The organism is Trichococcus sp., from assembly GCF_055118575.1.
In genome coordinates, this window is record NZ_JBSQPW010000009.1 from 46,115 (window position 1) to 72,069 (window position 25,955).

General features: G+C 47.7%; 23 protein-coding genes. 1 reads left to right on the forward strand and 22 read right to left on the reverse strand.

The genetic code is table 11. The features are described from left to right. Positions 1-23: 23 nt before the first annotated feature. The 15 genes from codY to ACTCCX_RS03905 all read right to left on the reverse strand — a co-directional run bounded on the left by codY (position 24) and on the right by ACTCCX_RS03905 (position 14,655). Complete coding sequence (gene codY, locus ACTCCX_RS03835; RefSeq protein ID WP_463274820.1) at positions 24-842, reverse strand: GTP-sensing pleiotropic transcriptional regulator CodY; 819 nt, start codon at positions 840-842, stop codon at positions 24-26. 72 nt (positions 843-914) lie between these two features. Continuing rightward, positions 915-2,324, reverse strand: a complete 1,410-nt coding sequence (gene hslU, locus ACTCCX_RS03840) for an ATP-dependent protease ATPase subunit HslU (RefSeq protein WP_463274821.1) — start codon at positions 2,322-2,324, stop codon at positions 915-917. A 16-nt stretch (positions 2,325-2,340) separates the two neighbouring features. Beyond that, positions 2,341-2,865, reverse strand: a complete 525-nt coding sequence (hslV, locus tag ACTCCX_RS03845; protein WP_463274822.1) for an HslVU peptidase proteolytic subunit — start codon at positions 2,863-2,865, stop codon at positions 2,341-2,343. A gap of 12 nt (positions 2,866-2,877) precedes the next feature. Continuing rightward, a complete protein-coding gene (gene xerC, locus ACTCCX_RS03850; protein ID WP_463274823.1) occupies positions 2,878-3,795 on the reverse strand; it encodes a tyrosine recombinase XerC in 918 nt (305 codons plus the stop codon). 71 nt (positions 3,796-3,866) lie between these two features. Further along, positions 3,867-5,177 carry a methylenetetrahydrofolate--tRNA-(uracil(54)-C(5))-methyltransferase (FADH(2)-oxidizing) TrmFO gene (gene trmFO, locus ACTCCX_RS03855; protein WP_463274824.1) on the reverse strand — a complete coding sequence of 437 codons (1,311 nt, stop codon included), beginning with the start codon at positions 5,175-5,177 and terminating at the stop codon, positions 3,867-3,869. 17 nt (positions 5,178-5,194) lie between these two features. Then, positions 5,195-7,264, reverse strand: a complete 2,070-nt coding sequence (gene topA / locus ACTCCX_RS03860; protein WP_463274825.1) for a type I DNA topoisomerase — start codon at positions 7,262-7,264, stop codon at positions 5,195-5,197. Positions 7,265-7,379: 115 nt separating this feature from the next. Next, the gene (gene dprA, locus ACTCCX_RS03865; RefSeq protein WP_463274826.1) at positions 7,380-8,288 is read right to left on the reverse strand and encodes a DNA-processing protein DprA; all 909 of its coding nucleotides are present in this window, start codon (positions 8,286-8,288) and stop codon (positions 7,380-7,382) included. Between the two features lie 132 nt (positions 8,289-8,420). Beyond that, entirely contained in the window at positions 8,421-9,197 is a 777-nt protein-coding gene (locus ACTCCX_RS03870; RefSeq protein WP_463274827.1) for a ribonuclease HII, read from the reverse strand. Then, a complete protein-coding gene (gene ylqF / locus ACTCCX_RS03875) occupies positions 9,194-10,072 on the reverse strand; it encodes a ribosome biogenesis GTPase YlqF (protein ID WP_463274828.1) in 879 nt (292 codons plus the stop codon). The genes ACTCCX_RS03870 and ylqF overlap by 4 nt, the downstream gene beginning before the upstream one ends. An 86-nt stretch (positions 10,073-10,158) precedes the next feature. Then, on the reverse strand, positions 10,159-10,821 hold the full coding sequence (gene lepB, locus ACTCCX_RS03880) for a signal peptidase I (protein WP_463274829.1): 663 nt from the start codon (positions 10,819-10,821) through the stop codon (positions 10,159-10,161). 33 nt (positions 10,822-10,854) lie between these two features. Beyond that, positions 10,855-11,403 carry a signal peptidase I gene (lepB, locus tag ACTCCX_RS03885; RefSeq protein WP_463274830.1) on the reverse strand — a complete coding sequence of 183 codons (549 nt, stop codon included), beginning with the start codon at positions 11,401-11,403 and terminating at the stop codon, positions 10,855-10,857. 163 nt (positions 11,404-11,566) lie between these two features. After that, entirely contained in the window at positions 11,567-13,048 is a 1,482-nt protein-coding gene (locus tag ACTCCX_RS03890) for a S41 family peptidase (protein WP_463274831.1), read from the reverse strand. Positions 13,049-13,068: 20 nt separating this feature from the next. Then, positions 13,069-13,770, reverse strand: a complete 702-nt coding sequence (gene deoD, locus ACTCCX_RS03895; protein WP_463274832.1) for a purine-nucleoside phosphorylase — start codon at positions 13,768-13,770, stop codon at positions 13,069-13,071. A gap of 21 nt (positions 13,771-13,791) precedes the next feature. After that, a complete protein-coding gene (locus ACTCCX_RS03900; RefSeq protein WP_463274833.1) occupies positions 13,792-14,016 on the reverse strand; it encodes a YozE family protein in 225 nt (74 codons plus the stop codon). Between the two features lie 15 nt (positions 14,017-14,031). Further along, on the reverse strand, positions 14,032-14,655 hold the full coding sequence (locus ACTCCX_RS03905; protein ID WP_463274834.1) for a YpmS family protein: 624 nt from the start codon (positions 14,653-14,655) through the stop codon (positions 14,032-14,034). A gap of 181 nt (positions 14,656-14,836) precedes the next feature. Between ACTCCX_RS03905 and trhA the strand changes: the two genes are divergently transcribed. Next, complete coding sequence (gene trhA / locus ACTCCX_RS03910) at positions 14,837-15,487, forward strand: PAQR family membrane homeostasis protein TrhA (RefSeq protein ID WP_463274835.1); 651 nt, start codon at positions 14,837-14,839, stop codon at positions 15,485-15,487. Positions 15,488-15,939: 452 nt separating this feature from the next. Here the strand turns inward: trhA and ACTCCX_RS03915 are convergent, their stop codons facing one another. From ACTCCX_RS03915 to lepA, 7 genes are all read right to left on the reverse strand, one after another. After that, positions 15,940-16,428 (reverse strand): dihydrofolate reductase, encoded by a 489-nt coding sequence (locus ACTCCX_RS03915; protein ID WP_463274843.1) that lies wholly within the window; start codon positions 16,426-16,428, stop codon positions 15,940-15,942. Between the two features lie 99 nt (positions 16,429-16,527). Next, on the reverse strand, positions 16,528-17,475 hold the full coding sequence (locus tag ACTCCX_RS03920; RefSeq protein ID WP_463274836.1) for a thymidylate synthase: 948 nt from the start codon (positions 17,473-17,475) through the stop codon (positions 16,528-16,530). Positions 17,476-17,494: 19 nt separating this feature from the next. Next, a complete protein-coding gene (locus ACTCCX_RS03925; protein WP_463274837.1) occupies positions 17,495-19,390 on the reverse strand; it encodes an ABC-F family ATP-binding cassette domain-containing protein in 1,896 nt (631 codons plus the stop codon). 192 nt (positions 19,391-19,582) lie between these two features. Continuing rightward, positions 19,583-21,259: a formate--tetrahydrofolate ligase gene (locus tag ACTCCX_RS03930; RefSeq protein ID WP_463274838.1), complete on the reverse strand. Its 1,677-nt coding sequence runs from the start codon at positions 21,257-21,259 to the stop codon at positions 19,583-19,585. Positions 21,260-21,420: 161 nt separating this feature from the next. Continuing rightward, on the reverse strand, positions 21,421-22,953 hold the full coding sequence (gene ahpF / locus ACTCCX_RS03935) for an alkyl hydroperoxide reductase subunit F (RefSeq protein ID WP_463274839.1): 1,533 nt from the start codon (positions 22,951-22,953) through the stop codon (positions 21,421-21,423). 11 nt (positions 22,954-22,964) lie between these two features. Further along, positions 22,965-23,525 carry an alkyl hydroperoxide reductase subunit C gene (ahpC, locus tag ACTCCX_RS03940; RefSeq protein ID WP_463274840.1) on the reverse strand — a complete coding sequence of 187 codons (561 nt, stop codon included), beginning with the start codon at positions 23,523-23,525 and terminating at the stop codon, positions 22,965-22,967. A gap of 388 nt (positions 23,526-23,913) precedes the next feature. Continuing rightward, entirely contained in the window at positions 23,914-25,737 is a 1,824-nt protein-coding gene (lepA, locus tag ACTCCX_RS03945; protein ID WP_463274841.1) for a translation elongation factor 4, read from the reverse strand. Positions 25,738-25,955 lie beyond the last annotated feature (218 nt).

Below are 25,955 nucleotides of genomic sequence, written 5' to 3' on the forward strand. Positions count from 1 at the left end.
CGTTTGGCTTTACACTATTTTCCTTACTGATCATTTTTTTGATACAAAGCCTTTTTTAAAGCATCAAGCAATTCTGCGGAAACGACTCTGATGAACGTCCCCTTCATGCCTAGCGATCTCGTCTCGAGAATACCTGCTGATTCCAGTTTCCTTAAGGCATTCACAATAACGGAGCGCGTTATATTTTTTTCTGCCGCAATTCTTGATGCGGTGATGCGTTCTTCCAAGGATGGAAAAGTCTCAAAAATCGCTTTGACCGCCTCCAGTTCACTGAAAGACAACGATTTTACGGCGATTTGGATCAGAGTGGTCACACGTGTTGCCTCTTCCATGCGCAAATTGATGGTATGCAGTAGCTCAATACCGATAACTGTGGCACCATGCTCGGCAAGAATCAAGTCACTGCTGTCAAAGGCTGGAAACATCCTTGCCAAAATCAAACTTCCCAAACGCTTGCCGGAAGCAAAAATCGGAACGACTGTTGTGACACCCATAATGAACAAATCCCTGCTCTCGATCGGAAAAGCTGTGAAATCCGATTCAATTCCAATGTTCGCGGTCGTCTGAATCAAGGCAGACAAATTTTGAGCATAATGCTCCGGAAACTTTTTGTCCTCCAGCATTTGTTTGATGCGGGCATTATTGATGTCCGTCGCCTCGCTGTAGCCTAAAAGATTGCCTGACAGATCAATCAAATACGTGTTGGCCATCAAAATATCACCGAGCACGCTTGCCATTTCCGTAAAGGGCAAGTCCGTCGCTTCGTCGCTGACAGCAACGAAGCCCCCTTCTTTTTGCAGCATGTAGTTGATCCTTCTCAACTTTTCTAATAATTCGTCCATATTTCCCCCCATACGATTATCCATCAGAAAATATCCGCAAGGTTTATCCAGCCTAAAGGGGATTTTTTATGCTTAGAGGATATATCTTCTTAAATCTTTATTCTCTACAATTTTCTCAAGTTTTTCGTCCACATAATGTTCCGTTATCGTGATTTCTGTACCCGGTATTTCGGAAGCCTCAAACAACAGATCCTCCAGTAATTTTTCCATGATTGTATGCAATCTTCTGGCACCGATATTATCGGTTTCCTGATTGACTTCAGTCGCGATGACGGCCATTTTCCGGATGGCTTCCTGAGTAAAAGTGATGTTGACGTCCTCCGTTGCCAGCAGTGCGGTGTATTGCTTCAGCATCGCGTTGTTGGGCTCGGTAAGAATCCGGACGAAGTCATCTTCCGTTAGGTCATTCAATTCGACCCGGATTGGGAAACGGCCTTGCAGTTCCGGAATCAGATCGCTTGGTTTGGAAACGTGGAATGCGCCGGAGGCAATGAAGAGGATGTGGTCCGTTTGGATCGCCCCATACTTAGTGGACACTTGGCTTCCTTCGACGATCGGAAGGATATCACGTTGCACACCCTCACGCGACACTTCGCCTGAGTTTTGCGATTTGGAAGTGATTTTATCGATTTCATCTATGAAAATGATGCCGTTGGTTTCGGCCAGCTTCAAAGCTTCTTGTGAGATATCATCCTTATTGACCAGTTTGTCGGTCTCTTCTTGCACGAGCACTTGGATGGCATCTTCAACCAGAAGCGTTCGTTGGATCTTCTTTTTGGGCGTCATGGATTCAAAAGCTGACTGAAGCATCATCATTTGCTCGTTGTTCCCGCCGGCGCCTAATGGATTGGCTTGTTTTTCCTCAACCTTAATCGAGACTTCACGCTTATTCAGAAGGCCTTTGCGCAATTGCTCGATGATTTCCGCTCTGCTCTTGGCGATTTCGGCAGTCACTTCTTCGGCGGCTTCCTCCTGGTCTTCCGGAAGGGGCATCCCCAGGTTTTTGAACATGTTTAGCCAATCATTCATGCCTTCCTGTTTGGGCTTCGCCTTTTTGATTCCCGGCTTCATGACTTTGGCCAGCCGTTCCAAAGCAGCTTCGTAAGCTTTGGAATACACATCGCCGCGTTTTTGCTTTTCGACAATCTGGATGGCGTTCTCCATCAGATCGCGGACCATCGATTCGACGTCACGGCCAACATAGCCGACCTCCGTGAATTTGGTGGCCTCGACCTTAACGAAGGGCGCTTCTACCAGCAGCGCCAAGCGTCTTGCCAGCTCAGTTTTCCCTACTCCGGTCGGGCCGATCATCAGAATGTTTTTCGGAGTTACTTCTTTTTGCATGTCAGCATCTAATTTTTGTCTCCTGTAGCGATTCCGCAGAGCGACAGCAATCGCTTTTTTTGCCGCATCCTGGCCGATGATATAACGGTCGAGCTCTTTAACGATTTCTCTGGGTGTTCTGTTTTGCTGTTCCTTCATTATAGTAGCCACCTATCTAAAATTCTTCAACGATGATGTTGTCGTTAGTAAATACGCAGATTTCTGAAGCAATCTTGAGACTTTCATAGGCAATCTCCTTTGCGGTGAGATCAGAGCCTCTTCTTTTCAGGGCTCTCGCAGCCGCTAAGGCGTAATTCCCGCCCGAGCCGATCGTCAGGATTCCATCATCCGGTTCGATGACCTCTCCACTTCCGGAAACAAGCAGCATCTGCTCCTTGTTCATGACGATCAGCAGCGCCTCAAGCTTCTGAAGTGCGCGATCGCCTCGCCATTCCTTTGCCACCTCGATGGAGGCGCGCAGCAGATTCCCTTTGTATTGATTGAGCTTCTCTTCAAATTTGTCCTCCAGGGTGAACGCGTCCGCTACACCACCAGCGAAACCGACGATGACTTCATCATGGTAAATGCGTTTGATTTTTTTTGCGGTCCCTTTCATGATTACGGATTCGCCCATCGTCACTTGGCCGTCCCCCGCCATGGCTGAACGTCCGTTGTGCTGCACTGCACAGATTGTTGTCATTTGTTATTCCCCCTATTTCCTGCTGTCCCGTTTCGCCCGGGGATGGAATTGGTTGTAATTCCTTTGCAGGGCATCTTTCGTTACGTGTGTGTATATTTGCGTGGATGACAGGCTAGCATGTCCCAAAAGTTCCTGGACTGTCCGCATATCCGCACCGTTATTCAGCATATCGGTCGCAAATGTATGCCGCAGCATATGCGGATGCAACGTACCGGTCAATCCAGTTTTTTTCATGATCTGTTTCAGTATATATTCAATGCCGCCTGCCGTGAGCGGATCACCCAAGCGATTCACAAAGAGATAATCATGGCTCCGTTGATGCTTTGACATCAATTCCGATCGGGTCATTTCCAGATACTCCTGGATGGCTGCGGCGGCATAATGGCCAAACGGCACATACCGTTCTTTATTCCCTTTCCCGAAAACAAGAATGACGCCCAAGTCGAAGGAAATATCCTGCATCTTGATGTTCTTGCATTCGCTGACTCGGATTCCGGTCGCATACAACAATTCCACAAGCGCTCGGTTCCGGTAGTCCAATATTTCGGTCCCGTCTGCTGCACGCAATAATTTTTCCAGCTCTTCCTCGTAAAGGTACTGCGGCAGGCGCAATTGTTTTTTCTTGAAAGAGACGTAGGATAAAGGGTTTTCATCAAGAAGGTCATTACGGATCAGGAAGTGATAGAATCCCCTCAAGCTGGACAACGTGCGCGAAATCGTGTTTCGGCTCAGTTTTTGTTCGTCCAAAAAGCTCAAATACAGGCGGACATCATACAATTGTACCGCCATCAAGTCGCTGATTCCACTTTCCTCAAGAAATGATTCGAATTTTTTCAGGTCAAACAGATAGGCTTTGACCGTCTCCTCGGAATAGCGCCTCTCGATAGCCAAATAGTTTATGAAACGGTCGATTAATTCTTGATTAGACAAAAAAATCCCTCCAACATCTTATGACTAAATTTATCACAATGTTGGAGAGATTTCAATGTAGGCTGGCGAACTTAAATCGTTTGCACGAATTCGTCCAGAGCAGCCAACGCTTTATCGGCTATCATTTGGTTTTTGAGCTGTTTATCGCGGATTTTCTTGCCGCCTAACGGTTCGATGATGCCGAAGTTGGCATTCATCGGCTGGAAATGCTTGCTGTCTGTGTTCGTTATGTAGTGCGACATCGCACCGATCATCGTCTCTTTCGGAAAAACAACGCATTCCTTCCCGTTGGCCAGTCTCGCGGCGTTCAGGCCCGCCAACAAGCCGCTGGCGGCACTTTCGACGTATCCCTCAACACCGGTCATCTGGCCGGCGAAGAACAGATCATCACGTTTTTGGCTCTGGTAGGTTGAGCGCAGTATTTTCGGAGAGTTCAGGAACGTGTTCCGATGCATGACTCCGTAACGTACAATCTCAGCATTTTCCAAACCTGGGATCATTCGCAGGATCCGTTTCTGTTCTCCCCATTTCAGGTGAGTCTGGAAACCGACGATGTTGTATAAGGAGCCTGCGGCATTGTCCTGACGCAGCTGCACAACAGCGTAGGGAATCTTTCCGGTCTTCGGATCTTCCAGTCCGACCGGTTTCATCGGACCGAACAGCAGCGTTTTTTCGCCTCTGGAGGCCATCACTTCGAACGGCATGCAGCCATCGAAATATTTTTCCTCCTCGAATTCCTTCAAGGGGGCTACTTCAGCCGCCATCAGTTCACGATAGAAATTTTCGAATTCCGCTTTAGTCATTGGACAATTCAGGTAGGCGGCTTCGCCTTTGTCATAACGAGACTTCAGGTAAACTTTATCCATATTGATGCTGTCCTTTTCTAACACAGGTGCAGCGGCATCATAGAAATACAAACCTTCTGTTTCGATGAAGTTTTGGATCGATTGACTTAATGGCTCAGAAGTCAATGGGCCTGTTGCTACCACTGTGATCCCTTCAGGCAATTCCGTCAGTTCATCCAGATGGATCGTGATGTAGGGATGGTCTTCCACTGCTTTCGTAACAAATGCTGAAAAAGTATCACGGTCGACAGCCAAAGCCCCGCCTGCTGGAAGGGCGGTCGCATCGGCAGCTTTGATGATCAAGGAATTCAAATGACGCATTTCTTCCTTGATCAATCCAGCTGCGTTCGTGACTTGGTTTGCCCGCAGTGAATTGGTGCAGACCAATTCCGCGAAACCTGAAGTATGGTGGGCAGGCGTCATCTTTTTGGGCCGCATCTCATAAAGATCGACATGGATGCCCTGCTCCGCTATTTGGAAAGCCGCCTCGCTTCCGGCTAAGCCGGCTCCGATTACGGTAACTGTTTTCTTTGTCATAGTATGCCTCCATAACGTTATTTCTGTACGTCTTCCTCGTATTCACAATGACTGCATTTCACTTGAATGCCGCCTTTGACCTTCTTCTCGACAAGATAATGTTGACAGATCGGGCAGTCGCGGCCGATTGGCTTGTCCCAAGAAATGAATTCGCACTCTGGGTACTGATCGCAGCCATAGAAGATCCGGTTCTTCTTGGATTTCCGTTCGATGACCTCGCCTTTGTGGCAAACCGGGCAAGTCACATTGATTTTCTTCACGATCGGTTTCGTGTTCCGGCATTCCGGAAAGTTGCTGCACGCATAAAATTTTCCGAATCTGCCGATTTTGATGACCATCGGATGTCCGCATAATTCGCAATCGAATCCGGCGGGTTCATCTTTGATCTCGATTTTTTCGATTTCCACTTCTGCTTTCGACAGTTCGTCGGCGAATGGTTTATAGAAACGGTCGACTACTTTGACCCATTCCATCTTGCCCTCCTCGACACTATCAAGATCCTGCTCCATCTCGGCGGTGAAGGAAATATTCACGATATCCGGGAAATAGGTGGAGATCAACCCGTTTACGATTGTACCTAATTCAGTAGGCTCGAAACGTTTAGCCGTCACTTTTACGTAATAACGCTTCTGGATCGTTTCGATTGTCGGAGCGTAGGTAGAAGGTCTTCCGACACCGTTCTCCTCCAAAGCCTTGATGAGCGTCGCTTCCGAGTAGCGGGCCGGAGGTTGGGAGAAATGCTGATTCGGTTCAATGTCCTTCGAGAACACGGTATCGCCGACAGCCATTTCCGGCAAAAGATTATCTTTTTCTTTGGAATTGCCTTCCACGTAGACTTTGCGGTAACCGGCAAAGTTTTCTTTGGAACCTGTCGCCCGGAACATGACATCCTCGTGCTTGAGGTCTACTTTCATCGTATCGAAGACCGCCGGAGTCATCTGGCTCGCCAAAAAGCGCGCCCAGATCAGTTGATACAGTTTGAACTGGTCCTTCGTCAAGAAGGCTTCAATTTCGCTTGGGACCCTCAGAACACTGGAAGGACGGATGGCTTCATGGGCATCTTGGGCCGATTGTGACTTTTTGCTATCGCGCTGTTTTTCGATGGCATATTCCGGACCGTACGTGCCCGTGATGTATTCATGCGCTTCCTCTATCGAACCCGCTGACACACGTGTCGAATCCGTTCGCATATATGTGATCAATCCAACCGAGCCTTCTTTGCCGAGCGCAATCCCTTCATAGAGTTCTTGCGCAATCATCATCGTTTTCCGCGTACGGAAATTCAGTTTGTTTGCGGCTTCCTGTTGGAGACTGGAAGTCGTGAAAGGCTGAGCCGGGTTGCGTTTCTGCTGTTTCTTCGTCACATCACTGATCTCAAAAACATTTGATTTGATTTTTTCGAAGACCGCATCTGCTTCGTCTTTGGTCTTCAACTTCAGCTTTTTCCCGTCCAAACCGTAAAATGCAGCTTGGAAAACATGTTTGTCCTTCTGGAACGTTCCATCAATCGTCCAAGATTCTACAGGTTCGAAACCGGCAATCTCTTCCTCGCGGTTAATAATCAATTTAAGCGCAACAGATTGAACCCGTCCGGCACTCAAGCCTTTTTTGACTTTCTTCCATAATATTGGTGAAATGGAGTATCCAACGAGACGATCCAATATTCTTCGTGCCTGCTGGGCCGACACAAGATCCATGTTGATTGGTCTGGGGTTTTTCAGTGCTTCTTTAACTGCATCTTTGGTTACTTCGTTATAGACGACGCGGATATTGTCAGCGGGGTCCAAGCCCAATAAGTGTGCGAGGTGCCACGAAATGGCTTCCCCTTCTCTATCCGGGTCGGAAGCTAGGTAGATTTTTTCTGCCTTTTGGGCATATTTTTTCAATTCTTTTATCAGGTCGCCTTTACCCCGGATGGAAATATAATCCGGTTGATAGTCATTTTCGATATCAACAGCCATGCGGCTTTTCGGTAAATCGCGCAAGTGACCTTTACTGGCTACCACTTTATAGTTTCTGCCAAGATACTTTTCTATCGTCTTGGCTTTGGTAGGTGATTCCACGATGACTAAATATTTATAAGCCAAAGAAACGACTCCTCTCAACGAAATATTTTGTATGTATATTTCTGTCATTTAAATCGTTTCCCATCTTATGCCATAAAGTAGGTGTTTGTCAAATGGAAGTTATCTCGTGGATGCGTCAGTTCCACTGCGTTTTCATTTCTTCCAGCACGTCAGTCGCATTCAAAACGCAAGCAGCACCAGCCTTTATCAATTGGTTGGTGCCGACACTGAGTCGACTGTTAATATTTCCGGGGACCGCAAAAACGTCCCGGTTTTCCTGAAGCGCCAGATTCGCAGTTATGAGGCTGCCGCTTTTTTCTGCCGCCTCAATCACTAAAGTTGCCGACGAAAGGTTGGCGATCAGGCGATTGCGCATCGGGAAATGGAAACGTTCCGGTTTCGAGCCTAAAGGATATTCGCTGATGACGAGCTGCTCTGCCATCATTTGTCGCTGAAGGGCAGCATTTTCCCTCGGGTAGGTGACATCCAGTCCTGTTCCGATGATGCCGATCGTGGCTCCGCCGTTTCCGATTGTAAAGGAATGAACCATCTGATCGATTCCTTTGGCGAGGCCGCTTACCAGCGTCATGCCTTCCATAACTAATGGCGGTATCATTTCGTTCAGTACTGCCTTCCCATAGGCAGTCGGATTGCGGCTGCCTACGACACTCAAACAGGGTTGCTCCAATAAACGGATATTCCCCGCATAGAACACTACGACAGGCGGAAGATAGCTATTCAGCCAACCTTCCGGATAGCCCTTATCCAGGATGGTCAAAATCTGGATCTCTTTGCTCCGATAAAGCTCCAGCTGTTCTCCATACGACATCCTGCTGTATGCCCTTTCTATGGCTTCCTTCAATTTCTGTTGTTTGGATTCATTGGCTATCGGCACATAACTGTTAATGTTCTCTTCTATTGAATAACACGGATCCCTCATCCAGGACAAATAGAGGTGTTTCATAAAATGGGGCGTGCACGCTCCGGTCATTGCATGATAGATCAGCTTATCCCGGACCGTCAGATTTTCTCTGTTCATTTCCATAAAAAAACTCCTTTGGATACCATCTGTTAAGATAATACGAAAGGAGCTTGCTTTTGCTTTATTTGATTGTTTATTTTGAAGAAACAACGCATGCCATCCGGAGAAGCCTGCATTCGGAATAAGCCCAAATCATCACTGGCCTCTCAACATGCTTTTGATCGGATCAAACGTCTTCCTGTGGATGGGTGTGATGCCATGGGTATCCAAACCGGACAAATGCAGCTGGGTGCCATACCCGGCATTCTTCTCAAACCCATAGTGTGGATATTGCACAGCATATTCGGACATCAGGCGATCCCGGTATACTTTCGCAACAATGCTGGCGGCCGCGATAGAGACGGATTTAGCATCCCCTTTGATGATCGACTGCTGTTCAATGGGCAACGGCAGCTTCATGGCATCGATCAGCAGACTGTCCGGTTCTTGTTTCAGATTGGCGATCGCCTGCATCATCGCCAGTTTCGTGGCTTCGTATATATTCACGGCATCGATCGTTTCCGGTGGAATCAAGCCGATCCCGACGTCCCCAATTTCCATTATCTGATCGTAAAGCTGCTCCCGTTTTTTTGCTGAGAGTTGTTTCGAATCGTTGACAGGAAGGAAAGGGATCTCCGGCGGGAGAATGACCGCTGCAGCCACCACCGGGCCGGCTAACGGGCCTCTGCCGACTTCATCGATGCCTGCGATGGCAAGACGGCCTTTCGCCTTCAGTTCTTCTTCGAAGACCATCATCTGATTTTGCCGCTCTTTTAAGGCCAGGTCCAGTTGATAATTCCGCTCCCAGGATTTGACCGCAGCTTGGACGCCTTTGCGGGAATCAGCCTGGATCATTGTCCAACGTTGATCTTCCAATGTTTGGATTTCCTGCAATAACTCCTTGATGGCAGCGATGCTCAATGGTTTGTTCATTCCGCCAAGCCCTCGCCAGCTTCCACCAGTTTGACGGGAACCTGATCCAAAGTGTACGGACCCAGTTTGCCGCCGCGGATATCAAAAATAATTTTTTCGCTGGCCCTGCTGTAGTCCTCACCAAAGCGCAGTTTTGTGGTCAATTCCATCAACAGATCCGGAATGGCCTCTTCGAATTCTTTTTCGTCCACCTTATAGAATGCCTGCAATCTGCCCGGATAATGTTGCATAAAATGACGCAATCCAAATAAAGCGACGTCATCCTTATGGAAAACGGTATCCTTGATTGCTCCTGTCAAAGCAAGCTTTTGCCCGATCAGCTGATCCTCGAATTTGGGCCACAATATCCCTGGTGTGTCCAACAATTCGAAATCACCGCCGATTTTCAACCATTGTTGTCCTTTTGTCACGCCGGGGCGATTCCCGGTCTGGGCACGGTTTTTCTGCATCAGCTTGTTGATCAAGGTTGATTTCCCGACGTTGGGGATACCAAGAATCATCAAGCGGATGGCACGTGGTTTGACGCCTTTATCGATCATCGCCTGGGTTTTGTGTGCCATCATCGCTTTCAGTTCTTTTTTGATGTTTTCTACATCTTTATTGTTCAGCGTCGAAATCGAAACAGCACGCTGCGCTTTGTTGTCCTTTTTGAAGTACTCGATCCATTCTTTTGTGGCGGTCTTATCCGCCAAATCGGCTTTGTTGAGGACAATCAATCTTGGCTTGTTGCCGATGATATCATCGATTAAAGGATTTCGGCTTGATTCCGGAATTCGTGCATCCAGCAATTCGATCACCAGATCGACCATTTTTAATTTTTCCAACGCTTCACGTTTCGCTTTTGCCATGTGGCCTGGAAACCATTGTATTAACATATTGACACTTCCTTTTCTGAGTAAATCCCTATGCTCCCGTTCAAGACAAAACACAAGTGCAAATACACTTGTGTGCGGTTGTCCCTTTATTCATCTGCACCATTGTCATCGATGATCCCTATTTTGTTCAATGGCCACAGTCTTAAATCGGCTGTACCCTCAATCTGCGCTGCCGCGACGAAGCCGAATACACGGCTGTCTTTGGAAACGCTGCGGTTATCCCCAAGAACGAAATACATATCATCAGGCACTGTTGCCTCCCCTGTCAAGCTGAAGAGTGTAAAATCACCGGTCAGCGCCTGATTTGATCCTTCTTTCAACGCCTCCAGATAATGTTCTTCAACTTTTTCGCCGTTGATGTACAGCTCATCCTGGAAATAGGTGATTTCGTCACCGGGCAACCCGATGATGCGTTTCACATATTCTTCGTCGCTCCCGTCCGGAGCGGGAAACACCACAATATCGAAACGATCGATTTCGGACAATTTATTCAGGATCAGCCGGTCTCCCGTCTCCAAAGTCGGTACCATCGAATCGCCGACGACCTGGAACGGATAAAACAGATAGGTCCGGATAACGATGAAGAGCACAAATGCGATCGCCACCGAAACAATAAGATTCAGGACTTCCCGCAAAAAGCTGCCTCGGTTTTCTGGCTGAGTTTCTTTCTTTTTATCGACTCCGAATCTTTCGTTCCTTGAAACAAAACCAGAGTCTTGGTCGTTATGATCTTTATTCCCAAATGACATCGAATCACCCTTTCTTATAAATCCAACTGGCACTTAATTTTCAATCAAGCCAAAATCCTCAATCGGATAATACAACATCGCAGCTTTTCCGGCAATATCCGTTTGCGCGACAAAACCGAATATCCGGCTGTCTCGGCTTCGGACTCTGTTGTCCCCAAGCACAAAATAGCTATCTTCTGGGACCGTCTCCACGCCTGTCAAAGTCAGCAAATCAAAGTCCGAAGTGAAAACATCCATCCCTTGTTGCTTCTCAGTCCCCAGAAAAGGCTCTGCGATGGGCTCACCATTCAGGTACAGTTGATCTTCACTGTACGAAATGGAATCGCCCGGCAAGCCGATAACGCGCTTAATGAGTGTTTGCCCTTCTTCATTGCTGAAGATGATGATATCAAATCGGTCAATGTCCGAAAACGTCTCGTATAAGAGATAGTTGCCTTGTGCAAGCGTGGGACTCATGGAGTCGCCTTCCACTTTCAGCGGAATAAACACATAGAACCGGATGATGATCACCAGCAGCAAGGCAAAGATGATCGCCTTCACCCAATCCCAGATGCCGTCCTGCACCTTTTTGTCTACTTTCATCAGTACCAACCTTTTTGGTTATAGTTTGTGCTAAAACAACACTCATAGTTTAGCACATTTTGTGCATAAAAAGAATCGCAACCGATCAAGCTGTGATTATTCCAAGCGTTCAAAGCATCGCAAAAAGGTTTGGCACTTCGTAAGAGCTGCCAAACCTTTCGGATTATTCTATCTCCATCAGTATTTCCATAGCTTTATCGTACTGTGTATCGTTCTCCGTAAGGACTTCACGCAATTTTTCGACTATCGCCAATGCCGTATTGCCTGTTACGATGCCGGTTGTTTCCAGGTCATTTGCAGCTTGGAATGATGCTACCTGCTCGACGGTATCTTCGTCGTAATAACCGTCCGCCTCGACTGCGTAGCCGATGGCGTTCAGCATCGCTTCGACATTCTTGACCGCTTCAGAGACAGTTCCTTCTGCATAGGTTGCTGTTGAATCGATGATTGTCAACGTAGCGTATTCCGGAAGGGCGACTTCGTAATCCACGGCTATCCCTTTTTCGTGGATCCAGTTGCCGTTCGGCGTAAGCCATTTCGCTACAGTCAATTTCAACTCGCTGCTCTCTGTCAAAGGATACACTGTTTGGACTGTCCCTTTGCCGAAGGTTGTTGTCCCAACCAACGGTATTCCGGATGATTCCTGCAGTGCACCCGCGACGATTTCCGAAGCGCTGGCACTGCCTTCATCCACAAGCAGGACGGTCGGTTCGGTTATTTTGAAATCTCCAAAATCGCTTTCGCTGGCCACTATCTTATTCGGCTCAGCATCTTTTTCTTGGGTCTGCATGATAACGTCTCCGTCGTCAAGGAACATATTGCTGATCTTCAGAGCTTGATCCAATAAACCGCCTGGATTTTGCCTGAAATCAAACACAAAGGCTGTGGCTCCCTGGGTACGCAAGTCCGTTACAGCACTGACGATATCGTCATATGTCGGCGTCGAGAAACTGGAAACGTGGACGATGCCTATTTCCGGATGTTCTTCATCCATTTCAAATGTCACCGTCTCAATCGGAATTGTGTCCCTGATGATGTTCACTTTGAAAGTCTGATCGCCGCGCATGATTTCAAGGACCACTTCACTACCCTTTTCGCCTCTGATCAAAGTGACTGCCTCACTTGCAGTCAAACCCTGCAAAGCTTGGTCATCCGCACTAAGGATGATGTCGTTCGGCAAGAGTCCAGCTTTTTCGGCTGGGGAGCCTTTGATCGGCGAAACGATGACGATCTGCTGATTCAAGGACATGATTTCAGCTCCAATCCCTTCGAACGAGGCAGAAATCGTCTCATCCAAGTTATCGCTCGCTTCTGTATTCAAGTATTGACTGTAGGGATCGCCGACAGCTTCAACCATGCCGCTCAAGGCACCCTCGATCAGCGTCTCTTCATCGACACCTTCGACATAATTGTTGAGCAGTGTCTGATAGACAGCCCCAATCTGGTCCGCTGCCGCGGCATCCAAGGTAGAGCTGTTCGTCCCTTGAATGATTTCCCCCGTAGAAGGAAGCGCTACGCTTTTCCCGATCCATGCATACGTCCCACCAATCGCTGCAGCAGCGACGATGATCAAGGAAAGGAAATAGAAGGAGAGTTTAACTCCGCGTTTTTTGCTGTTTTTAAGTTTATGCCCGTTGTTGCCCATTCATAGTACACCTCTTTAGATTATAAGATAGATTCCAAAGCAACGAGCATCATGTCGTCGAATGTTGTTTCGCGCTCTTCGGCAGTCGTCTCTTCCCCGGTAAGGATATGATCGCTGATTGTCAACAAAGCCAATGCTTTCCGGTTGTATTTTGCGGCCAGCAGGTACAACCCGGCCGCTTCCATTTCGACAGCCAGAACGCCATAGTCAGCCAATTTTTGTTTATCCAACTCTTCGTTGTAGAAGCGGTCCGAGGAAAGGACGTTGCCCACGTGGACGGATAACTTTCTTTCCTTTGCGGCCATGTAGGCATTGTGCATCAGATCAAAGTTACAGATTGGCGCAAAGTTGACTTGGCCATTGAACGTATTGCTGACGACACTGGAATCGGTGGTCGCGCCTTGGGCAATGACAATATCGCGGACATGGATATCTTTTTGGATCGCCCCTGCCGAACCGACACGGATCAGATTCTGAACGTTATACTCAGTGATCAGTTCGTTGGCGTAGATCATGATGGAAGGCAAGCCCATGCCTGTGCCTTGGACTGAAACGCGCTTGCCTTTGTATGTCCCGGTGTAACCGAACATGTTCCGGACCGAATTGTACTGCTCAACGTCATCCAAATAGGTTTCCGCAATGTACTTCGCTCTTAATGGATCGCCCGGCAACAAGACTGTTTCCGCGATTTGTCCCTGTTTTGCTGCGATGTGTGTACTCATTTCATTTCCTTCTTTCTCTATTTAATCTCTGTTCCGCTCAACGTAAACTTCAAACAATTCATCAAAGACGGCCATGAACTCTGTGTACTCGCCGCTCAACTCCAGGTAATCGGCTAGTTCATGGTAGTCAGTCATTTGCTTCGGAAAACCGATATCCTCAGAAACCCGAATCGCAAATGCTGTTTTGTCATCTTTTTTGTAAGGGTCTCTATACGTGAGAATGAAAAGGTAAAAAGATTGTTTCATAAATTAGGCCTCTTTCTATTCTATCAAATTTTCTGCCGGTATGCTTACTTCAAATGAATATTCTTTCGTCTCTTTATCGATGGAAAGCAAGCGGATGGCACTTTCTTTCGGCAGGTCCATGCCAGCCAAGTTCATCTCTATCGTTTCCGTTGCAGCATCCAAGCTGACGAATGCGGGCAGCGTCAAAAATTGAGCCAAAAGACTCAGGGCTTCCTTTTCAGGCAAAGTCAGCCCACCCAAGGAAAGGTCGGTTATCTTCAACTGCAGATTGCCGTCGGTTGTCGCATGCGGCTCTCCTGATAATGCGAACGGGATCGAAAATCCCAACAGAACAGTTTCACCTTTTAGGGTGATCACATCCGTGATGTCCACCGAATAGCCAGCCAAACTCTTCTCGGATTCCAGATATTGGTTGGCGATGGTTGCTAATTCGGTATTGTTCAAAGCTAATCCGACCGAAAGCTGATCCTCCGCTTGAACCGTGACTTGCATATCTTCCGAAGATGGGCTCGGCTGTTCCATCGTGATTTTCGAGAACAGCCAAACCGCTGCGATGACCAGAATGAGCGATAAGGTGATGAAAGCAATTTTCCATGGATTCGGGCTGTTTTTCATACTTCTTTGTTGATTGGTCACCATTCTATTAGCCCCTTTCTAAATTTTTCCTGAAAATCACTATCATTTTCAGGTGGCAAAGCTACCATTATTTTCTAAATCTTACCATTTATTATGATATAATGCATTCAGAAGGACGTTGTTGGAGACTGTTTTTTTACTTGGCCAAACATCAATTGCTGACAGGCAACAAGGAGGAATGAATGTGACAACTTTTCCGCAAACAGAAGGCAGACGTAAAGTCATCGTTAATGAAGTACTGAATGCTGTAACACATGGAATCGGAACGTTGCTTAGCATCGCTGGATGCGTCTTACTCATTTTAAAGGGATCCCGATCAGGAAACGTTACAGAAGTCGTTGCCTATGCCATTTATGGGGCTTCGATGATTTTGCTTTTCCTCTCGTCAACCCTCTATCACAGTTTCAGTTTGACCCGTTTTCAAAAGATTTTCCGCTACATCGATCATGCAGCCATCTATTTGTTGATTGCAGGAACGTATACACCGTTTTGTTTGATCGCGGTGCGCAATGGGCAAAGCCGAGCCTTGTTCATTGCCGTTTGGGCAATCGCAATCATCGGCATTATCCTGAAAATCTTTTTCGTCGGAAAATTCAACGGAATTTCCACTCTCTTGTACTTAGGTATGGGATGGATGGCGCTGTTCATCATCCAACCGATGTACCAGACACTCGGCCTAAACGGCATTGTGCTCATCGGTCTAGGCGGCTTAAGCTACAGTTTGGGTACTATTTTTTACTCGAACAAAAAATACGGTTTTATGCATGTCATTTGGCACCTCTTTGTTTTGGCAGGCGCCGCCTTCATGTACTTCGGTATCTTGCTGTATGTTTAAAAAATAGAAAAGCGGTAAAAGCCCGCTCTGCCTCGAAAGAAATTTAGGAAATCTGGCCTCGCAACGTTCCCTGCGGTCACCTTGTACTGGGACTCTAAGGGATGAATCCCAAAGAGTCCCATGCAAATGAGCATCGTAGAGCGCAATTGCTGAGAGACTTCTGAATTCATAGGAATCAACGTGACCGTGCCGGTCAGTTTTATCATGTTTCTAAGCCATCATAGATGACAAGAACCATGACAAGCCGAATGGTAACCTTGGCTCGATAGAGACAAGGGGTTCCTTCATTCATTAATTTCCGAGAGGCAGGCTTGGACCGCTAGCCATCTTAATTGAACAGCTTGTGAATCTGTAAAACACCTAAGGTGATGCACTTTTTCATTCAGAAAATCAATAACATCATGCAAAGCAAAAATTGGGCTGACTCCAACATTGGAGTCAGCCCTTTTTGCTTAGTTCACCCGTTTAAAGACTTTGAATTCATGTTCATAGCGGTTTTTGTCATCGACAACGCCTGCGGTTGATGAGGTTAATTCCCACTTGTTCCAGTCGGTTGTCGGAAAATAAGTATCCCCATCAAAATCAGCATGAATGACAGTCTGATAGAGTATATCCGCGAACGGCAGGAAAAGCTCAAAAATCTCGCTGCCGCCGATGATGAACACCGTATCCTCTTCATTGTCCAAAGCCAACACCTCATTGACATCATGACGGACAGTAACGCCTGCATGACTGTAATCGGTTTGTCTTGTCAGGATGATGTTTTCCCTTTTCGGAAGCGGGCGTGACCCCATCCCCTCGAACGTTTTTCTGCCCATCACGATTTTGTGGTCCAGCGTCATTCCCTTGAAATATTTCAGATCATTCGGGAGGTGCCAAGGCAATGTGCCACCTTTTCCGATGATTCCGTTGTCGTCTTCAGCCCATAATAATGCGATCATCCCAAATTTTGCCGCGCAGCCGGGCCCATGCCCGGACCAACCAGGTACTTTGCTGGAACCTGATGGCGGCAACCTCCTTTTCCTCATTTTGGCAAATTCTTACACAGCGATTGGCGCTTTGATGCCCGGATGGCTCTTGTAGCCCTCCAGGACGATATCCTCTTTTTCCATTTCAAAAATGGACTTCTCAGGATGCTTCAGCACCAACTTCGGCAAAGCGAATGGCTCTCTGGAAAGTTGCAGCTCGATCTGCTCGATATGATTCAGATAAAGATGGGCATCTCCGAACGTATGGATGAATTCTCCAACTTCGAGGCCCGTTTCATTTGCGATCAGATGTGTCAGCAAGGCATAGCTGGCTATGTTGAACGGCACACCCAAAAAGATATCCGCACTTCTTTGATACAATTGGCAGCTGAGCTTTCCATCCGTGACGTAGAATTGGAACAGTGTGTGGCAAGGCGGCAAGGCCATTGAAGGCACATCTTCCGGATTCCAGGCAGAGACCATTAATCTTCTCGAATCAGGGTTCGTTTTGATCATTCCGATGACATCACTGATCTGATCGATGAATTCCCCTTGTGTCGTTTTCCAGCGGCGCCATTGGGAGCCATAAATGTTGCCCAATTCTCCATGTTTGGCTGCAAAGGCTGGGTCCGTCAAAATTGCTTCCCGGAATTTGGCCATTTCGGTGTCGTAGATTGCTTTAAATCCATCTTCCTTCAGGACCCGGTGGCCGAAGTCATCCATGTTCGGTCCTGTGTAATCTGCTGATTTCACATAGCGTTCAAATGCCCATTCATCCCAGATATGGTTGTTGTTTTCCAATAGGTATTTGATGTTCGTGTCGCCTTTCAGGAACCACAGCAATTCGCTCTTGATGAGTCCGAAAGCGACTTTTTTTGTCGTCAAGATCGGAAACCCTTCAGCGAGGTCGAAACGCATTTGGTGACCGAAGATGCTCTTCGTGCCGGTTCCTGTGCGGTCATGTTTCGTGGCGCCTGTTTCCAGGACGGTTCTAGCTAAATCCAAATATTGTTTTGTCATCTTGTTTCTCCTATGCACATTAATCTTTGGAGAACTGGCTGAGGTATTCCCAGCGCTCCCATTTTTCGGCAAGCATTGCTTCCGCATCGTCCAATTCCTGTTGTAATTGGGTCAGTTTTTCGAAATCCGAAGCGTTTTCGGCCATGGCGCTCTGCAACTTCTGACTTTTTTCCTCAAGTTCGGAAATGTCGTCCTCGATTGTGGTCCATTCCTTCTGCTCCATGTAAGTCCATTTGGTTTTTTCTGGGACCGCCTCCTGCGTCGGGACAGGTGCTGCCGTTTTTTTGATTTGTTGTTTAGCGGTTTCGCTTTCCTTTTGACTGGATACCAGCAAATATTCGCTCATATCCCCAAAAAATACGCTTGGTCTGCCTTCATCATTCAGGATCAGCAGCTTGTCAGCCACTTTATCCAGGAAATAACGGTCATGCGAAACGGTGATGACGGCGCCGCCGAAGCTGCTCAAGTAATCCTCCAGCACAGTCAGCGTATCGATATCCAAGTCGTTCGTCGGCTCATCCATCAGCAGCACATTCGGTTTCGTCATCAGCAGCTTCAACAAATAAAGGCGACGTTTTTCCCCTCCAGATAACGAACTGATCAGGCTGCCGTGTGTTTCGCGCGGGAAGAGAAAAGTTTCCAGCATCTCCGTGACGCTGACGACGATGCCGTCGCTTAATTTCACCTCTTCCGCGATTTCCTGCAGATAATTGATGACGCGCTTATCATCCGGGAGCACCTCGGAAAGCTGTTTGTAATAGGCTATTTTGACGGTTTCCCCAATGATCAGATTCCCGCTGGCGATTTCTTTTTCGCCTGCCAACATATTCAGGAAAGTCGTCTTGCCTGCTCCATTTTTGCCGGCGATGCCGATGCGATCGGTTGACTGGAATATAAAGGAAAAATCGTTGAGGATCTGCTTTTCGCCCGCAAACAGCGAGATATGCTCCAGATTGAAGACGCGTTTGCCCAAGCGGGAACCATCCAATTGGATTTCGAGCTTGGCATCGCTTGTGCTTTGTTGCGTCGCTTCCTTCAAATCCTCAAACCGGTGGATCCGCGCCTGTTGCTTCGTCGTTCTGGCTTTGGCGCCCTTGCGCATCCATTGCAGTTCGCTCTTGTACAGTTTCAGTTGCTTCTCGTCCATTTTTTGCTGGATTGCTTCGCGTTCGCTCTTCTGAACCAAATAGTCCTCGTAGTTGCCTGTGTAGACTTCCAATCCGCCGCTTTTCAGTTCGATGATTTTCGTGACGGCATTCTCCAGGAAGTAGCGGTCATGGGTCACCAACAGAACGGAGCCTTTGTATTGGGCAAGATAATTCTCCAGCCATGTGATCGAGTCCATATCGAGATGGTTGGTTGGTTCATCCAGCAACAGCAGGTCCGGCGCTTGGATCAGCACCTGCGCCAAACCGACGCGTTTCCGTTGCCCACCGGAGAGCTCGCCTACTTTTTTCGTGATGTCTTCCAACCCCAATCTGTTCAGGATGGATTTGATCTGAACCTCCGTCTGCCAAGCATCCTGCGCATTCATGTCCGCTTCTGCTTTACTGTACCGGTTCTGGTTATCCGGATTCAGACTGTCTTGCTCCAGCAATTCCAGAGCTTCCTCGTAGGCGCGGACCGTCTTGATGATCGGCGCTTCGCCTTCATAGACCGCTTCAAAAACAGTTGAATCTTTGTTCAATTGAGGCTCCTGCGCCAAGTAGCCGACCCGATAATCGCTGGGCACGTCCAGGCTGCCGGCATCCGGCGTTTCGATTCCCGCAATGATCTCCAGCAAAGAGCTCTTGCCGGTCCCGTTCTGGCCGATCAGGCCGATATGTTCGCCTTCACGGATCGTGAAGGATATTTTATTGAAGAGTTTCTTCATCCCGTAGGATTTTTCCAACTCGATGGCATTAAAGTCTTTCATATTTCGCAATCATCCTTTGTTTTCAATCCATGTCGTTTTATGTTCAGGGATCTTGATAGTCTCTTGACATTGTAACATATCAGGCCGGGCTGAGGGACATTGAATGTCCAAAAAACACCCCATGTTTAAGCAACGCTTATCATCAAAAAAAATAGAGAGGTTTCCCTCTCTATTTTTGCAGACTCTATGGAATTAGAACAATCCAGTAACGACTCCATCTTCAGTGACGTCCATGCGCAAAGCAGCCGGTTCTTTCGGCAGACCCGGCATGGTCAGGATATCCCCCGTCAACGCAACGACAAAACCGGCACCGATCTTCGGTACGAACGAACGGATGGTGATGTCGAAGTTTTCCGGACGGCCGATCGCTTTTTGATCATCGGACAAGGAATACTGCGTTTTTGCCATACAAACCGGCAGACGGTCCCAGCCATGCTTCTTGAATTGACGCAACTGGTTCTTGGCTTCTTTGGAATAGATGACAGTTTTGCCGCCATAGATTTTGGTGACGATTGTCTCGATCTTTTCTTCGATGCTGCTCTCCTCCGCCACATAAAGAGGAACGAAAGCTTTTGTGTATCCGTCGATAGCCTTAACGACAGCGTTCGCTAAAGCTTCGCCGCCTTCAGCGCCTTTTGCCCAAACGGCTGTCTGGACACATTCGACTTCCTGAGCGGCACAGAGACTGACGACCGCTTCGATTTCGGCAGCGGTGTCGTTCGTGAATTCATTGAGCGCCACAACGACAGGCACACCATATTGTTGCATGTTTTCGATATGTTTCTGCAGATTGGCGAAGCCGGCTTTGACCGCTTCGACATTTTCGCCGTTGTTGAGGTCTTTCACCAATACGCCACCATGCATCTTCAACGAGCGGACGGTTGCTACGATAACGACTGCATCCGGGCTCTTGCCTAGTTGCGGTACTTTGATGTCCATGAACTTCTCAGCACCCAAGTCGGCTCCGAAACCGGCTTCCGTAATGACGTAGTCAGCCAATTTCAGGGCTGTTTTAGTTGCCAATACGCTGTTGCAACCGTGCGCGATATTGGCGAACGGTCCGCCATGCACAAATGCCGGCGTATGGTACAACGTCTGGACCAAGTTCGGCTCCAAAGCATCCTTCATAAGCAAGGTCAATGCGCCTTCCACTTTCAAGTCTCTGACAGTCACAGGTACCCGATCAAACGTATAGCCGATGACAATGTTCCCGATCCGGTTCTTCAGATCCGTCAGTGAAGTCGATAAGCAAAGAATCGCCATGATTTCGCTCGCTACCGTAATGTCGAAGCCGTCTTGTCGGGGAACGCCTTGGATTGGTCCACCCAAGCCGATGACGATGTTGCGCAACGCACGATCATTGATGTCCAACACGCGTTTCCAGGTGATCCGGCGTTGATCGATATTAAGGACATTACCTTGTTGGATATGATTATCGATCAAGGCTGATAAGGTATTGTTCGTCGCTGTGATGGCATGCATGTCGCCAGTGAAATGCAGATTGATGTCCTGCATCGGCTGCACTTGTGCATACCCGCCGCCAGCCGCTCCGCCTTTGACGCCCATCGTCGGCCCTAGTGAAGGTTCGCGCATCGCGATCATCGCTTTCTTGCCGATGCGTGTCAGCGCATCTCCTAAACCGACTGTTACGGTTGATTTACCTTCACCAGCCGGGGTAGGGTTGATTGCAGTGACAAGGATCAACTTACCGTCTGCCTCTTCACTTAAGGAGTTGATTTTCTTGATGTCCACTTTTGCCTTGTATTTGCCGTACAGTTTCAGATCATCTTCTGTCAGGGAAAGGGTTGCCGCTACTTCTTTGATCGGAAGCATCTCATTTGCTTGAGCTATCTCGATATCCGTCTTCAAAACCATCACTCCAAATTCTTCATGTTTACATACATTTTAGCACATAGACCAAGAGAAAGAACGTGTTTTATGGCCATTCCATTGATAAAACTGCTTACATTTACGGCAAATCAAAAAATCCAGAAAGGAATTCAAGATGAAATCCCTTTCTGGATTTGAGTTTATTGACGGATCAGGTGATCGAATGCGCCCAAAGCGGCAGTCGCTCCGGCTCCCATCGAGATAATGATTTGTTTATAGGCACTGTTCGTGCAGTCTCCGGCAGCGAATACGCCTTCCAGATTGGTTGAACCATGGTTGTCGACGATGATCTCACCACGTTCGTTCATCGCAAGTCCGGATTCCTTCAGCCAAGCAGTGTTCGGAACCAAGCCGATCTGGACGAAGACACCTTCAAGAGCGATGGTGTGCTCTTCGTTCGTGTTCCGGTCCACATAAGAGATGGCTTCTACTTGATCTGTTCCGGTTATCGCTTTCGTCGCTGCATTCGTTATGACTGTGACGTTTTTCAAAGCATGGATACGGTCCTGCAATACCTGATCGGCTTTCAATTCAGGCAGGAACTCCAGCACGGTGACATGATTCGCCAAACCGGCCAGATCGATCGCCGCTTCTATGCCGGAATTTCCGCCGCCGATGACGGCAACGTCTTTTCCTGCAAACAAGGGGCCATCGCAGTGCGGGCAGTTGGTGACGCCTTTTGTGCGGAACTCCTCTTCGCCTGGAACATTTACATTGCGCCAATGCGCACCGACAGAAAGAATAGCGGTCTTCGCCTTGAGGACTGCGCCATTTTCCAACTCGACCTCGATCAGGTCCGTTTTGCGGATACTTTTTGCGCGTTGGCCTTTCATGATGTCGACTTTGTACTCATTGACATGAGCCTCGACTTGCGCCATCAGCTTAGGCCCCTCGGTATAAGGCGTTCCGATCATGTTTTCGATGCCGACAGTGTCCATCACTTGACCGCCGTAAGTCTCGACTACCATGCCAGTGTTGATGCCTTTACGGGCAGCGTAGATGGCCGCGCTGTTGCCTGCAGGACCTCCGCCCACAACAAGAACGTCGAAGATGTCCTTATCGGCGAACGCATCTGCACTTGTCGGACCGGCAGCTTTATCGATCAATTGCTCGATCGTCATGCGGCCGCTGGCAAACTCTTCTCCATTAAGGAAAACGGTGGGAACGGCCATGATTTTCTTCGCTTCGATTTCATCCTTGAACATACCGCCCTCGATCATGACGTGGGAAATTTTCGGATTCAGCACGGACATGATGTTCAGTGCTTGGACTACATCCGGACAGTTATGACAGGTCAAGCTGACATAGGTCTCGAAATGCAGTTGTTTGTCAATCGCTTTGATGCGCTTGATGATGGCGTCATCCACTTTTGGAGCCCTTCCGCCAACCTGGAGCAAAGCCAGGATAAACGAAGTGAACTCATGACCTAAAGGCAAACCGGCAAACGAAATGCCGCTGTCGGTTCCTGGTCGTGTAATCGTAAAACTGGGCGTGCGGGAAAGCGTTGCATTTTCGAAAGAAAACTTCGCCGACATTCCGGCGATTTCCTGCAAAAACTCGCTGACTTTCACGGAATTTTCATCCTTGCCCAGACTGGCTTTGAAAACAACATCCGATTCCAACAGTTCAAGATATTGGCCGAGTTGCCCTTTTGTTTCTGTATCTAATGCCATGGGAAGCCTCCTTAAATTTTACCTACCAAGTCCAAGCTAGGTTTCAATGTTTCCGCGCCTTCTTTCCATTTCGCAGGGCAAACTTCGCCTGGATGGGTACGAACATATTGGCCTGCACGGATTTTGTCGATCAGACCACTTGCGTCACGGCCGATGCCATCAGCGTTGATTTCCACTGCTTGAACGATACCATCCGGATCGATGATGAACGTTCCGCGTTGCGCCAAGCCTTCATCATCCAAGACATCAAACCCGATCGAAATCACATGCGATGGGTCACCGATCATGGTGTACTCGATTTTGCCGATAGCTGGTGAATGATCGTGCCATGCCTTATGCGTGAAGTGCGTATCGGTTGATACAGAATAAACCTCTACACCCAAACTTTGCAAGGTTGCATATTGGTCCTGAAGATCTTCCAATTCAGTCGGGCAAACGAAAGTGAAGTCCGCCGGGTAAAAACAAACGATGCTCCATTTTCCTTTCAGATCTTCCGATGATACCTCGATGAATTCACCTTGGTGATAAGCGTTCGCTTTAAATTCCACTATTTCTTTTCCGATTAATGACATTCCGATTCCTCCAATTAGAATAATTATTTTAGAATAATACCTATCAATAACTATATAGAATCCGTCATTATCGGTCAAGTTATAACACTTGATAACTATAAGAATTTTCTCTTTTTTTGGAAAAAGTCTATTCCGTCTCCTAAAAACCTTTATACGTACAGGTTTTTCTGACACAATCGCTTGCCGACATTTGCGGTGGGTGGGATTACAGATTTAACAACAGGAGAGTTTCTGATTAAATCCCCTCCGCGACCAGCCTTGCTAAAAAAGCATCATTCTCAATTAGGTGTTATCATTCTCAATTAAAGAACGCACCCGGATGATTATCTCATCCGGGTGCGTTCTGAATTTATGCGAATCTCAAAAAATCTATAGGCTGCCTTTAAAGCTAGTCCTCATCCATCTTCAGAACGGCCATGAAGGCTTCTTGCGGAACCTCGACGGATCCGACTTGCTTCATGCGCTTCTTGCCTTCTTTTTGTTTGTCGAGCAATTTGCGTTTACGGGAAATATCCCCGCCGTAACATTTAGCCAATACGTTTTTGCGCAAAGCTTTGATGGTGGTCCGTGCCAGAATTTTGTTGCCGATTGTTGCTTGGATCGGAACTTCGAATTGTTGGCGCGGAATCAACCCGCGCAGTTTTTCTGTGATGATTTTTCCGCGGGCATAGGCGAAATCGCGATGCACGATCAAACTCAAGGCATCGACTGCTTCACCGTTCAAGAGGATATCCATCTTGACCAGTTTGCTTGGACGGTAGCCGATCAATTCATAATCAAGGGAAGCGTACCCTTTCGTGCTTGATTTCAATCTGTCGAAGAAATCAAAGATAATTTCCGCCAGAGGCATCTCATAAACAACGTTGACGCGGAAATCATCCAAATAATCCATCGTAACGAAAGTGCCACGTTTCTTCTGGGCGATGTCCATGACGGCCCCGACATAATCGTTGGGCACCATGATGCTTGCTTTCACATACGGTTCTTCGACGCTTTCGATTGTAGTCGCATCGGGCATTTCCGAAGGGTTGTCGATTTCCAAAAATTCGCCGTCGGTCTTATTGACGCGGTAAATAGCAGATGGCGCTGTCGTGATGATATCAAGATCGAATTCGCGTTCGATCCGTTCCTGGATGACGTCCATATGCAGCATGCCCAAAAATCCGGTACGGAAACCAAAACCAAGAGCTTGCGAAGATTCCGCTTCGAACTGCAGGGAAGCATCGTTCAATTGCAGTTTTTCCAAAGCTTCACGCAGGTCATTGAAGTCCGAAGCATCGACAGGGTAAATACCGCAGTATACCATCGGATTCATTTTGCGGTAGCCGGCCAAGGCTTCGCTGGCAGGATTGTTCGCTAAAGTGATCGTATCACCGACCTGGGTGTCTTGGATTGTTTTGATGCCGGCAGTCAAATAGCCCACATCACCGACCATCAAATAGTCGCGTTTGATCGGTTTTGGCGAAAAGATTCCGACTTCAATGACTTCGTACTCTTTGCCGTTAGCCATGAATCTGATCATATCCCCCGGCCGCACCACTCCGTTTTTGATTCGGATATTCAGTACCACCCCTCGGTATGGGTCATATACCGAATCAAAAACCAAAGCTTGCAAAGGTGCTTCCAGATCGCCTTCCGGAGCCGGAACTTTTGCGACGATTTGTTCCAACAGTTCTGGGATACCCAAGCCGATTTTTGCACTCGCCAAAACCGCATCGCTGGCATCAATGCCGATGACATCCTCTATCTCTGCCCTTACCCGTTCAGGATCCGCGGCTGGCAAATCGATTTTGTTGATGACGGGCACGATTTCCAGGTTGTTGTCCAAAGCCAAATATACATTGGCAAGGGTTTGCGCTTCGACTCCTTGTGCCGCGTCAACTACCAGGATAGCCCCTTCGCAGGCTGCCAAACTGCGGGATACTTCATACGTAAAATCGACGTGTCCGGGAGTGTCGATCAGATGGAAGATGTAATCTTCTCCGTCCTCGGCTCTGTACGTCAATTCGACGGCGTTCAGTTTTATGGTGATGCCTCGTTCTCTTTCGAGGTCCATGGAATCCAATAATTGCGCCTGCATATCACGATCGGCGACTGTATCTGTCTTTTGGAGAATTCTGTCCGCCAATGTCGATTTCCCATGGTCAATATGGGCAATGATGGAAAAATTTCTGATCTTTTTTTGTCGTTGCTTCATCTCTTCTAAGTTCATTATCGTTGCTCACTTTCTCTGACGTCCATTCGTTCACTTGAAAATTATACCAATCTATAGCCTTTATGACAAGATGCCGCCTCAGATTGACAAGTCTTTCTCACTTTTAATTAGATAATAATAAGAAAAGCTGAACGGGTTCGTTCAGCCCTGAAAGAAATTTAGGAAATCTGGCCCTGAATGAGCATCGTAGAGCGCAATGGGTCAGATTTATCTAA

Bases quoted from the DNA above. Each gene is read 5' to 3' on its own strand.
- codY (WP_463274820.1), bottom strand. From the start codon at position 842: ATGGACGAATTATTAGAAAAGTTGAGAAGGATCAACTACATGCTGCAA.
- hslU (WP_463274821.1), bottom strand. From the start codon at position 2,324: ATGAAGGAACAGCAAAACAGAACACCCAGAGAAATCGTTAAAGAGCTC.
- hslV (WP_463274822.1), bottom strand. From the start codon at position 2,865: ATGACAACAATCTGTGCAGTGCAGCACAACGGACGTTCAGCCATGGCG.
- trmFO (WP_463274824.1), bottom strand. From the start codon at position 5,177: ATGACAAAGAAAACAGTTACCGTAATCGGAGCCGGCTTAGCCGGAAGC.
- dprA (WP_463274826.1), bottom strand. From the start codon at position 8,288: ATGGAAATGAACAGAGAAAATCTGACGGTCCGGGATAAGCTGATCTAT.
- ACTCCX_RS03870 (WP_463274827.1), bottom strand. From the start codon at position 9,197: ATGAACAAACCATTGAGCATCGCTGCCATCAAGGAGTTATTGCAGGAA.
- ylqF (WP_463274828.1), bottom strand. From the start codon at position 10,072: ATGTTAATACAATGGTTTCCAGGCCACATGGCAAAAGCGAAACGTGAA.
- lepB (WP_463274829.1), bottom strand. From the start codon at position 10,821: ATGTCATTTGGGAATAAAGATCATAACGACCAAGACTCTGGTTTTGTT.
- lepB (WP_463274830.1), bottom strand. From the start codon at position 11,403: ATGAAAGTAGACAAAAAGGTGCAGGACGGCATCTGGGATTGGGTGAAG.
- ACTCCX_RS03890 (WP_463274831.1), bottom strand. From the start codon at position 13,048: ATGGGCAACAACGGGCATAAACTTAAAAACAGCAAAAAACGCGGAGTT.
- deoD (WP_463274832.1), bottom strand. From the start codon at position 13,770: ATGAGTACACACATCGCAGCAAAACAGGGACAAATCGCGGAAACAGTC.
- ACTCCX_RS03900 (WP_463274833.1), bottom strand. From the start codon at position 14,016: ATGAAACAATCTTTTTACCTTTTCATTCTCACGTATAGAGACCCTTAC.
- ACTCCX_RS03905 (WP_463274834.1), bottom strand. From the start codon at position 14,655: ATGGTGACCAATCAACAAAGAAGTATGAAAAACAGCCCGAATCCATGG.
- ACTCCX_RS03915 (WP_463274843.1), bottom strand. From the start codon at position 16,428: ATGATCGCATTATTATGGGCTGAAGACGACAACGGAATCATCGGAAAA.
- ACTCCX_RS03920 (WP_463274836.1), bottom strand. From the start codon at position 17,475: ATGACAAAACAATATTTGGATTTAGCTAGAACCGTCCTGGAAACAGGC.
- ACTCCX_RS03925 (WP_463274837.1), bottom strand. From the start codon at position 19,390: ATGAAAGACTTTAATGCCATCGAGTTGGAAAAATCCTACGGGATGAAG.
- ahpF (WP_463274839.1), bottom strand. From the start codon at position 22,953: ATGGCATTAGATACAGAAACAAAAGGGCAACTCGGCCAATATCTTGAA.
- ahpC (WP_463274840.1), bottom strand. From the start codon at position 23,525: ATGTCATTAATCGGAAAAGAAATAGTGGAATTTAAAGCGAACGCTTAT.
- lepA (WP_463274841.1), bottom strand. From the start codon at position 25,737: ATGAACTTAGAAGAGATGAAGCAACGACAAAAAAAGATCAGAAATTTT.